The sequence below is a fragment of the Peribacillus sp. P4_C12 genome, from assembly GCF_056402095.1.
Map to the genome: position 1 here is coordinate 1 of NZ_JBFUIB010000792.1, position 1,360 is coordinate 1,360.

Consider the following 1,360-nt stretch of genomic DNA (forward strand, 5'->3'; position numbering starts at 1 on the left):
TCATCAGTTAATTCCATCGTATTAATCCCTCCAGTGTCATAATAGTTTCAGAATAATTTTCCCTTGAATCACGTCAATACGAAGTTCATTCCTACATCGAACTTTTATCGTGATCCAATTTCGCTGTATATTCACATCAATAATCTCTATCTCTGCTGTAATCGTGTTGTCGATTTGAACTGGATGTATGAACAATAATTCCTTTTGTATGATGACACATGGTCCACCAGGCAACTCTTTACTGATTGCCTCTGTTAGGAGACCTTCGCTTAAAATTCCTGGGACCAGTGAGCGACCAAAATCCTTACTGAAAAATTCCGGGTCATAGACATCATTGAAATCCTGCGTTAACAGACTCCAGCGCTTCACATCATCCTCTGTAAAGGTTCTTTGCACTCTTGCAATTTGACCGATAAAATAGCAATCTACCTTTTCCATACACTACAATCCTCTAGTTTAATATGATCGGAATTCTTTTCCAATAATGTCTTTTGCAATGACCATCATATTGGCTTGGGCAGTTCCATCACCAATTTCTAAACCAATGACGTCACGTAAACGTTGCTCTAGCGGCATTTCCTTCGTATAAGCATAGTGGCCGTTAAACAGTAAACATTCATGAATGGCATCTACACTATATTTTGGACCTAACCATTTTACTGAAGCTGATTCTTTACTATGGTTCAACCCTTGATCACGAAGCCAAAGTCCTCGATAGGCTTGCCACTTCACAAGCTCTAACTGAGTATGGTGAGTCACTATTGGGAATGAAACTCCTTGATACGTTGCCAACGGCTTGTTAAAAGAATGTCTAACTTTCACATGTTCGATGGTCTCATCAATACTTTGTGAGGCAGCCCCAACACATTGCAATCCAATTAAGAGCCGGCTTAGATCAAACCCATTCATCACCTGGGAAAAACCTTTATTCTGAAGACCGATCATATACTCTTCTGGAACTTCTACATCGTTTAAATAGATAGAACCTCTGCTAATTGGAATATTCCCCATGTCTTTGTAACCTTTGCATTCAACTCCTGGAAGATTGGCAGGAACTATAAAAGCGCTAATTCCCCGATTTCCTAATTCAGGTTCTGTTTTTGCAAATATAACAAAGGCATCTCCACATGTAGCTACGCTAATTCCTGACTTTTCTCCATTAAGAACATATACATTCCCTTTATGTACTGCTGTTGTTTTAATCCCGCCTGCATCCGTCCCTGCCGATGGCTCTGTAATAGCGATGCCGACAATTTTTTCCCCGCTCGCAATTTTGGGAAGCCATTCTTTTTTCAATTCCTCTCTAGCGTGATTATTGATAATTTCACCTATTAACGCATTCAACATCACAGCATAGGTT

The 1,360-nt window shown here is 39.8% G+C and carries 2 protein-coding genes; both read right to left on the reverse strand.

All coding sequences use genetic code 11. The annotated features are described in order from the left end of the window. Positions 1 to 36: 36 nt before the first annotated feature. Positions 37 to 438 carry a hotdog family protein gene (locus AC1DUW_RS29035; RefSeq protein WP_053345861.1) on the reverse strand — a complete coding sequence of 134 codons (402 nt, stop codon included), beginning with the start codon at positions 436 to 438 and terminating at the stop codon, positions 37 to 39. 18 nt (positions 439 to 456) lie between these two features. Next, the coding region (locus AC1DUW_RS29040; RefSeq protein ID WP_477644214.1) for an acyl-CoA dehydrogenase family protein at positions 457 to 1,360 on the reverse strand (904 nt) is incomplete at its 5' end.

What these genes read in the sequence shown, in the direction of transcription:
- AC1DUW_RS29035 (WP_053345861.1), bottom strand. Translation starts at nt 438, where the DNA reads ATGGAAAAGGTAGATTGCTATTTTATCGGTCAAATTGCAAGAGTGCAA.